The sequence below is a fragment of the Anaeromyxobacter oryzisoli genome, assembly GCF_022690765.1.
GTDB classification, from domain to species: Bacteria; Myxococcota; Myxococcia; order Myxococcales; family Anaeromyxobacteraceae; genus Anaeromyxobacter; species Anaeromyxobacter oryzisoli.
This window is the reverse complement of the sequence record NZ_JALCZA010000034.1, coordinates 42,434-51,064: the sequence shown is the minus strand read 5'-3', so window position 1 is coordinate 51,064 and position 8,631 is coordinate 42,434. Positions and strand designations below refer to the sequence as shown.

The window sequence follows — 8,631 nt, the reverse complement described above, 5'->3', positions numbered from 1 at the left end:
CGGCGCCGGCGGCGCTGCGAGACGGGTACCGCGCGGCGTGGCGGGCGCTGGAGACGGTCCACCCCGCCGGCTCGCCGCTCGCGCGCGCGGAGGAGGCGATCGCCCGGGCCGACGCGCACCTCCTCGCGGCCTGGGTCGCGAGCCTCCCGCGCGCGGAGCGATCGGCGCTCGGGCGCCGCGTCCGCGACCTCGCCGGCCCCCGGGTTCGCGGCGCGAGCCGGCGCGCGCACCGCGAGGCGCTCCGGCTGCACCTGCTCGACGCCGCGCGGCGGGCGGGGCTCACCTGCCTGCGCGGATCCGTGTAGACTCCGGGGCCCCCCATGCCCGATCGCGAGGACAGGACCTGCCCGGAGTGCGGCGGCGCCGGCTACGTCGTCGAGCAGGTCCTCGGCCAGACCGCGCGCGCACACCGCTGCGCCTGCCAGGCGTCGTGCACGCACTGCGGCGGCTCCGGCTACACGCTCGTGCCCTCCGGCACCTCGATGGTGGCGCAGCCGTGCAGCTGCCGGAGCCTCGACGAGCGGATCGCGCTCTTCAACCGGGTCGCCGTCCCCCCCGCCATCGCGAAGGCCTCCTTCGAGACCTTCCGCTGCTACGCGCAGCCGCACGCCAGCGCGCTCCAGGTGGCGCAGGACTTCGCCCACCGCTTCCGGCGGGACGCGCCGACCCAGGGCTTCCTCTTCTTCGGCAAGCCCGGCGCGGGCAAGACGCACCTGCTCGTCGCGACGCTGCGCTACCTCGCGCTCGAGAAGGGCGTCGCCGGCCGGTACGTCGAGTTCATGCTGCTCCTCTCGGACATCCGCGCCGGATTCTCGGCGAACCGGGGCCACATGGACATCCTGAAGCCGCTCCTCGGGGTGCCGGTGCTCGCCATCGACGAGCTCGGCAAGGAGCGCGGGACGGAGTGGGAGCGGTCGATGCTCGACGAGCTGGTGAGCCGCCGGTACAACTCCGGCCTCTCCACGCTCTTCGCGACCAACTACTTCCCGGAGGAGCAGGCGCCGCGCCCGCGCGAGGTGCCCGGGCGGGTGGTCCGGACCGGCTCGACGGAGTTCCAGCGCGACGCCGAGTCGATGTCGCTCCAGCAGCGCGTCGGCGACCGGATCTACTCGCGCCTCGTCGAGATGTGCACCTTCGTGAAGCTCGACCCCGGGTACGATCACCGCAAGGACGAGCAGGGCAGCGGGTACTGGCGCAAGACGTAGGCCCCTCGAGCGGGCTCGCGGTCCGGCGCCGTCCGTGGCACGGTCTCGCGATCCATGCGCATCCGCGGCGTCCTCGTCGGGATCCTCGTGGCGCTCCTCCCCGCCGCCGCGGCCCTCACCTGGTTCGCCCGGCACGAGCGGAGCCGCGAGATCGCGGGCGACATCCGGCGCGGCGCCGAGGTGGCGGCCTTCGAGCCGGCGCGCGCGTCGCGGATCGAGGTGCGGATCGCCGGGCGGACCGTGTCGGCGGCGCGCGCGGCGGGGGGCTGGCGCGGCGAGGGCGCGGCGGTCCCGGCCGCCCGGGCGGACGCGGTGCTGGCGCGCCTCGCGGCGCTGCGCCGGCGGGGGACGCTGGCGCGGGCCGACGCGCTCCGCGAGGAGCTCGAGGCGTACGGGCTCCGGACGCCGCGCGCCCGGGTGCGGGTGACGCTCGACGACGGCCGCGCGCTCGAGTGGGCGGTGGGGAGCGGCACCGGCGCCGACGGCGTCGCGTTCCTGCTCGCGCCCGATCGGACCGTGGTGGTCGCCGCGGAGCAGGACGTCTCGGCGCTCGAGGCGGCCCTGGCGGCCTTCGCGGGGACCTCGCCCCTGCCCCCCGCCCGCCCCCAGACGCCGGACCTCCCTTCTCCGGGGCCGGTCGGCGGGGCCGCCGGCGGCCCGCGCCGTTCACGTTGACCCGCCCGGTCCTTCCGCCTATGTTTCGTCTTTCCTTCAGCCCAGATCGGTAGAGAGGAAGAGAAATGGCCCGCGTCACCGTCGAAGACTGCCTCCCCCTGGTGGACAACCGCTTCGCGCTCGTGCTGCTCGCGACCAAGCGGGCCCGCCAGCTGATGGCGGGCGCCCGGCCGCTCCAGGGTGCCCCGAAGAACAAGGCCCCGGTGGTCGCGCTCCGCGAGATCGCCACCGGCAAGGTCCGGTTCGACCGCTCGGTGCGCGACGCCCTCGCCGGCAAGTTCGACAAGGAGAAGTCCACCATCCCGGCCGGGCAGACGCGGACGCTCCGCTAGCCTCCCGCCACCCCCGCGGCGTCCGCCGCCGCGAGCTCCGAGGGCGCGCCCCGACCGGCGCGCCCTTCGTGTCTTTCCGACGACATCACGCCCCGAACGCTCGCGCGTCCTTCACCGGGCGCGATCCGTTCGCTTGCCCTGCGCCGTCGCGGGTGCGCCTCGCGCCCGAGGCACCTCGCCGTTCGGAGGTCACGGTGCGTGAGGCATGGGCGGCGCTTCGAGCTCCGCGTCCAGGACGTCCTGCGCGGTGAAGGAACGCAGCGCCTCGCGGAGGAAGGCGAGGTGCCGCTCCTCCTGGTGGAGGCGCTCCTCGAACTCGCTCTTCGCCTCGAGGTCGCCCGCCTCGGCGGCGAGCACGGCGAGCAGATCCCACCCCGCGCTGTCCACGTGCTCCGCCGCGAGCAGGGCGTGGAGCAGGTGCGGGAGCTCGGGATCCTTCGCGACGACCGCCTCGATCCCCTTCATCTCCCGCGCGCTCAGCCTCGCCAGCTCGGTCCGCGCCCGGGCGTCGCCGCCGAGCTCCCGGATGCGATCCTCGAGCCAGTGCCGGTGCTCCTGCTCCTGCTCCTGGATCGCCTTCACCCGGGGGACCATCTCCGCCACGACGCGCCGCTCGCGCTCGCGCGTCCGGCGCTCGTCCTCGGACGCTCCTTGCTCCTGACCGATGTCGCGGTGCATCCCGCGGAACACGTCGCTCCCATAGCCGCTCAGGCCGTACGTGGTGTAGTCGCCCTCGCCCTCGCTGGCGGTCTCGCGCGCGGCCGCCGCCCGCGCCATCCGCTCCATGACCTTCTCGTACAGCTTCACGCTCGCGCGCTCGAAGCAGAGGCGCTCCGCGAGCAGATCGATCACCTTGTCCTTGTTCTTCGTCGCGAAAGTCTTCATGTGCCCCCTCCCCGCACCGAAGGTAGGGCGGAGGCGTCCGGGGCGCCGCCCTCGCCCCGCGCCACCGCAGCGTCCCAGCCCCGCCTCGCCTGCGAGCGCTCGAGGCGCGGGCGAGCGCCCACGGCCGCGCCGCGCGGGGCATGGTCCACCGGCTCGCCTGGGCGGAGGCGGGGCGTCCGGCGCCTCAAGTTCATCAGTGCTTCAGGCTCCGGGTCGCGCCGCCCGGCCCGCCGAGCAGCGCCACGCCGCGGGCGCGCAGCAGCTCCGCGACCCGCGCCGATCCCGTCGCGAGGAACCGCTCGTAGAGCCGGACGAGCCCGCGGTTGGAGCGGAGATCGGAGAGCTCGGCGATCTCGGCGAACAGATCGACGAAGTCGCCGAACCGATCGGACAGCTCGCCGAACGGCGCGCCGGCCCACCCGCGCTCCGCGTCGGCGAGCGTGCCGTACGCCCGCTCGCCCATCGCGACGTAGTAGTCCACGTCCACCGCGGAGCGCGCGAGCGAGTCGCCGAAGAACCCGCAGACGAAGAGGGCCGTGTCACCGAGCCGGCGCAGCTCGCGCACCCGGGCGTGCCGGTCGGCGGCGAGCGCCCGGAGCAGGATGAGGGCGAGCGGCTCGTCGAGGACGTCGCCGGCGGCGTGTTCGACCGCGGAGCGCGGGCAGAAGAGCCGCTCCCGCTCGAGGAAGCTCGCGAGGAGGTTCACGAGGTAGAACTCGGTCACCTCCTGGATCTGGAGGCTGCGGTGCGACAGGGCGTCAGACACCCGCTCGCGGAACCACTCCTGGGCGCTCTTCCCGACGAGGATCTCCCGATCCACGGCGCCTGTCCTCCCTTCCGGCCGGCCGCCCCGCCGTCCTCCCCGCGAGGCGCCTCCACAGACCGTAACGCTCCGCGGATCCAGGCGCCAACCCCCCGTGGCAGCGGAGGTTTTCGACTGCTCGCGGCGGGCTGGCAGTCGCGTCCGCCCACCGCCAGGCGGCGGCGAGCACTCGAACGGGGCGAGTGCCAAACGCGCCGTAAATACTCACTCATTTCGGACGATTGCGAAATGCGCAGGCTCGCTTGACAGCCCAGGGTCGGTGGTTACGATACGCCCGCCTTTGGCAGTCCCGGCCAGCGATTGCCAGGGCCACAGACAGACCTCGGACCGCCGCCCGCCGCCCTGGCGCGCGGACGGCACTGAACGGCAAGGAGGCAGTTCATGGCGACGAAGATCCGTCCCCTGCAGGACCGCATCATCGTGAAGCGGGTTCAGGAGGAGGAGAAGACGAAGGGCGGGATCATCATCCCCGACACGGCCAAGGAGAAGCCGATCGAGGGCAAGGTGATCGCCGTGGGGAACGGGAAGGTCCAGGAGGACGGCAAGGTCCGGCCGCTCGACGTGAAGGCCGGCGACCGGGTCCTCTTCTCGAAGTACGCGGGCACCGAGGTCAAGATCGACGGCGAGGAGCACCTGATCATGCGCGAGGAGGACATCCTCGGCGTGATCGAGGGCTAGCGCCCCCGTCGGGCTTTCCTCTCTCGAAAACGGAGCGACAAGAATGGCTGCCAAGGAAATCCTGTTCGACCAGAAGGCCCGCGAGGCGATCCTCAAGGGCGTGAACACGCTCGCCGACGCGGTGAAGGTGACCCTCGGGCCCAAGGGCCGGAACGTGGTCATCGAGAAGAGCTTCGGCGCCCCGACCATCACGAAGGACGGCGTGACGGTCGCGAAGGAGATCGAGCTCGAGAACAAGTTCGAGAACATGGGCGCGCAGATGGTGAAGGAGGTCGCCTCCAAGACCTCCGACGTCGCCGGCGACGGCACCACCACCGCGACCGTGCTCGCCCAGGCGATCTACCGCGAGGGCTCCAAGCTCGTCGCGGCCGGCCACAACCCGATGGACATCAAGCGCGGCATCGACAAGGCCGTCGAGATCATCACGGCCGAGCTGAAGAAGCTCTCGAAGCCGACGAAGGACCACAAGGAGATCGCCCAGGTCGGCATCATCTCCGCGAACGGCGACGCCACCATCGGCAACATCATCGCCGAGGCGATGGAGAAGGTCGGCAAGGAGGGCGTCATCACCGTCGAGGAGGCGAAGGGCCTCGAGACGACGCTCGACGTGGTCGAGGGCATGCAGTTCGACCGCGGCTACCTCTCGCCGTACTTCGTGACGGACGCGGAGCGGATGGAGGCGGTCCTCGAGGACGCGTACATCCTCATCCACGAGAAGAAGATCTCGAACATGAAGGATCTGCTCCCGGTGCTCGAGCAGATCGCCCGCGGCGGCAAGCCGCTCCTCATCGTGGCCGAGGAGGTCGAGGGTGAGGCGCTGGCGACCCTCGTGGTGAACAAGCTCCGCGGCACGCTGCACGTCGCGGCCGTGAAGGCCCCGGGCTTCGGCGATCGCCGCAAGGCGATGCTGGAGGACATCGCGATCCTCACCGGCGGTCGCATGATCGCCGAGGAGCTCGGCATCAAGCTCGAGCAGGTCACGCTGAAGGACCTGGGCCGCGCGAAGCGGATCACGATCGACAAGGACAACACCACGATCGTGGACGGCGCCGGCGCGAAGGCCGACATCGAGGCGCGCGTCAAGACGATCCGGGCGCAGATCGAGGAGACCACCTCGGACTACGACCGCGAGAAGCTCCAGGAGCGGCTCGCGAAGCTCGTGGGCGGCGTCGCCGTGATCAACGTCGGCGCGGCGACCGAGACCGAGATGAAGGAGAAGAAGGCCCGCGTCGAGGACGCGCTGCACGCGACGCGCGCGGCCGTCGAGGAGGGCATCGTCCCGGGCGGCGGGGTCGCGTACCTCCGTACGCTCAAGGCGCTCGACGGCGTGAAGGTGGGCGAGGGCGAGAAGTTCGGCCTCGACATCGTGCGCCGGGCCGTCGAGGAGCCGCTCCGTCAGATCGCCGGCAACGGCGGCTACGAGGCGTCGATCGTGGCGAACAAGGTCAAGGAGTCGAAGGAGACCACCTTCGGCTTCAACGCGGCCACGGGCGAGTACGAGGACCTCGTGAAGTCGGGCGTCATCGACCCGACCAAGGTCTCCCGCTCCGCGCTCCAGAACGCGGCGTCGGTCGCCTCCCTCATGCTGACGACCATGGCGATGGTCGCCGAGAAGCCGAAGGAGGAGGCGCCGGCTCCTGCGGGCGGCGGCATGGGCGGCATGGGCGGTATGGGCGGCATGATGTAGTCGCCGCCTCACGCTCCGCAGCGTGAAGCATCCGAAGGCCGCCGGGATCTCCCGGCGGCCTTCTCCATTTTGGCCGCCTGCGGCAGCGCTCTCGTCTTCACTGGGACCTCGACGCCTGATGCCCGACGCCTCGGGCCCGGGCCCGCGCCCGAAGCCAGGCCCGAGGGCCCGGGGCTGAAGCTCGAGGCTCGCAGGCGACCGGGCGCCCGCTCGATGAAGTCCGGAACACCGCTCGACGAGCGGGCCGAGCCGCTCTCCCGGTCGGCTCCCCCGTTCCCGCCGTGGGTCACCCCGCCCGAGGCTCCCCCGTTCTCCGCCCTCCCGCGCCGACGCGAGGGCGCACCATGGCAGCATCGCGATCAGGGGGTCTCACCATGAAACGCAAGATCCAGAAGGCTACGGTAGAGCGCCCGGGTGACGTTGGGATGGATCTGCCGCCGGGCGTCACCGCGCCAGAGCTCGCCCCGGCCGACTATCACCCGGTCGACATGGAGGAGCCGGAGAAGCCGATGAAGCGCGTGCTCCGAAAGGCTTTTCACGGTGCGAGGAAGGCCGCCGCCGCCGCGCGGAAGACGACGCCGACGCGCGCCCACCGGTAGCGCCCACCCGGAGGAGGCGGAGCGCCGCCTCCCCCGGACCCCCACTCGCGTACCGCGCGTGCGGCTCCGGCTCGCAACTCCTGACGCGCGGTACTAACCGGCGTGCAGGACGAAGAGCGCGCGGGCGGCGGCGCCGAACGCCGCCACCACGCGCTCCGCGGCGAGCAGCACCGGCGCCGCGAGGGCGAGCCCGGCGGCGAGGGCCCACGCCCGCGGATGCCGGACGTCGAGCTGGGTCGCGACGAGCACCGACACGCCGAAGAGGAGGAGCGTCAGGGTGCCGCCGACGAGCAGCGCGGCCGGACCGGAGAGCCCGAGCAATCGCAGCGCGCCGGAGATGGCGAGGAGCCCGGCGACGTTGAGGAGGTCGCGCCCGGAGCCGGCCCACCAGGCGCGGTGCTCCTCGCGCCGGAGCCGGAGCCCGACCTCCTGCAGCAGCAGGAACGACACCACCGCCGTGAGGTACGCGGCGGCGGCGACGACGCGGCCGGAGGCCGCTCCGGGCTCGAGCGTCCACACGCGAGGCAGTGTAGCGCGCTCGCGGCGGTGCCGCCGTCCGGCCGAGGAGGGCCGATCGTCGCGCGCCTCGCCTGCCGATCGGGCCCGTGGCGCGCCGCGCGCTCGCCGGGGATCCCACGTCGGCCCCGGCGAGGGAGGTATCCTCTCCGCATGCCCAGGATCGCCGTCGCGCTGCTCGCGTTCGTCGCCTTCGGCTGCACCACCGTGCGCGCTCCGGCCAGCACGCTCGGGAGCGAGCTCGCGCCGGTGAGCGGCGCCGTCGCCGAGCCGCAGCTCGAGCTCTGGGTCGAGAGCGGTGGGACGCCGACTCCGGAGGAGCTGGAGCAGGCCCGCGTGCTCGCGCGCGCCGCGCTCGGGAGCGCGCTCGCCGGGCGGGAGCTCTCGCCGAACGCCCTGGGCGCCGCGGATCCGCTGCTCCTCGTGCGGGCGCGAGCGGTGGCGCGCACGGACTCGCGGCGCTCCGACCAGCGCGCCGCCAAGGTGGGGATCGTCGTGGGCTTCGTGGTGATCGTCGCCGCGGTCGTCGTGCTCGCGGTGCTCTCGCGCGACTCCCCGCGCTCCGAGCCGAGGGGCGCCCCCGCGCGCGCGGCCCCGAGCCCGCCGCAGCCCGTGTCCATCCCCGTCCGGACGCGCCCCGTCCCGGGAGCCCTCGCGCCCGCGATCGCGCGCGGGGCTCGTCCGGTCCCCTCGCCAGGCCCGCTCGTCGCGCCGCGGCCACCCACGGGCGCGCCGATCACCCCATCCCGGCCCGTCCCCGCGCCAGCGCCCGTGGGTGTGCCCGTGCCCTGGCAGCAGCCCTACGCGGGCGAGTGGGACGGCGGCACCTCGTTCTGGCTCGGGTTCGAGCTCGCGTTCGTGCTCCCTCCGCCCTGCTGCGCGGCTCCGCCCGTCGAGGGCGTCCCGTCCGCACCGTCCGTTACCGCCGCGCCCGCTCCGTACGCGCCGGCCGCGCCCGGCGAGGCCTGGGCGGAGGAGCCGCCGGAGGTGCAGCTCGCGGTGCCACCCCCGCCGGAGCTCCGGGTCGAATCGCGCGGCTTCTTCGCCGGCGACGAGACCGTCCTCGAGGTGGACCTGTTCGACCGTCGCACCGGCGCGCTCCTCTGGACGCGGGCGGTGCGCGCCGACGTCGATCCCCGGAACGCCCACGACGTGACGAGGCTCCTCGATCGGGCGCTCGCCGGGGAGCCGTGGGCCCGGCGCACGCCGCGCTGACCCGGTGCCGCGTCCG

General features: G+C 73.5%; 10 protein-coding genes and 1 pseudogene. 8 read left to right on the top strand and 3 right to left on the bottom strand.

The features are described 5' to 3' along the window. The 4 genes and pseudogenes from MNZ27_RS12470 to rpoZ all read left to right on the top strand — a co-directional run. Positions 1 to 305, top strand: a pseudogene (locus tag MNZ27_RS12470) (hypothetical protein); the annotation flags it as partial. Positions 306 to 320: 15 nt separating this feature from the next. Beyond that, the gene (locus MNZ27_RS12465) at positions 321 to 1,205 is read left to right on the top strand and encodes an ATP-binding protein (protein ID WP_242394400.1); all 885 of its coding nucleotides are present in this window, start codon (positions 321 to 323) and stop codon (positions 1,203 to 1,205) included. Positions 1,206 to 1,259: 54 nt separating this feature from the next. Beyond that, complete coding sequence (locus MNZ27_RS12460) at positions 1,260 to 1,880, top strand: hypothetical protein (RefSeq protein WP_242394399.1); 621 nt, start codon at positions 1,260 to 1,262, stop codon at positions 1,878 to 1,880. Between the two features lie 65 nt (positions 1,881 to 1,945). Further along, a complete protein-coding gene (rpoZ, locus tag MNZ27_RS12455) occupies positions 1,946 to 2,212 on the top strand; it encodes a DNA-directed RNA polymerase subunit omega (RefSeq protein ID WP_242394398.1) in 267 nt (88 codons plus the stop codon). Between the two features lie 189 nt (positions 2,213 to 2,401). On the opposite strand, the gene MNZ27_RS12450 is transcribed toward rpoZ, so the two are convergent. Together MNZ27_RS12450 and MNZ27_RS12445 are read right to left on the bottom strand one after the other, a co-directional pair. Then, entirely contained in the window at positions 2,402 to 3,097 is a 696-nt protein-coding gene (locus tag MNZ27_RS12450) for a DUF892 family protein (protein WP_242394397.1), read from the bottom strand. A gap of 193 nt (positions 3,098 to 3,290) precedes the next feature. Beyond that, positions 3,291 to 3,917, bottom strand: coding sequence for a hypothetical protein (locus MNZ27_RS12445; RefSeq protein ID WP_242394396.1), 627 nt, complete (start codon positions 3,915 to 3,917; stop codon positions 3,291 to 3,293). Positions 3,918 to 4,301: 384 nt separating this feature from the next. On the opposite strand from MNZ27_RS12445, the gene groES reads away from it, so the two are divergent. The 3 genes from groES (at position 4,302) to MNZ27_RS12430 (ending at position 6,884) form a co-directional block, all read left to right on the top strand. Beyond that, on the top strand, positions 4,302 to 4,598 hold the full coding sequence (gene groES, locus MNZ27_RS12440; protein WP_242394395.1) for a co-chaperone GroES: 297 nt from the start codon (positions 4,302 to 4,304) through the stop codon (positions 4,596 to 4,598). Between the two features lie 43 nt (positions 4,599 to 4,641). Continuing rightward, entirely contained in the window at positions 4,642 to 6,285 is a 1,644-nt protein-coding gene (groL, locus tag MNZ27_RS12435; protein ID WP_242394394.1) for a chaperonin GroEL, read from the top strand. Positions 6,286 to 6,659: 374 nt separating this feature from the next. Further along, positions 6,660 to 6,884, top strand: coding sequence for a hypothetical protein (locus tag MNZ27_RS12430; protein ID WP_242394393.1), 225 nt, complete (start codon positions 6,660 to 6,662; stop codon positions 6,882 to 6,884). Positions 6,885 to 6,977: 93 nt separating this feature from the next. Here MNZ27_RS12430 and MNZ27_RS12425 read toward each other — a convergent pair whose 3' ends face one another. Next, the gene (locus tag MNZ27_RS12425) at positions 6,978 to 7,403 is read right to left on the bottom strand and encodes a hypothetical protein (protein WP_242394392.1); all 426 of its coding nucleotides are present in this window, start codon (positions 7,401 to 7,403) and stop codon (positions 6,978 to 6,980) included. 150 nt (positions 7,404 to 7,553) lie between these two features. On the opposite strand from MNZ27_RS12425, the gene MNZ27_RS12420 reads away from it, so the two are divergent. Continuing rightward, a complete protein-coding gene (locus tag MNZ27_RS12420) occupies positions 7,554 to 8,615 on the top strand; it encodes a hypothetical protein (RefSeq protein ID WP_242394391.1) in 1,062 nt (353 codons plus the stop codon). Positions 8,616 to 8,631 lie beyond the last annotated feature (16 nt).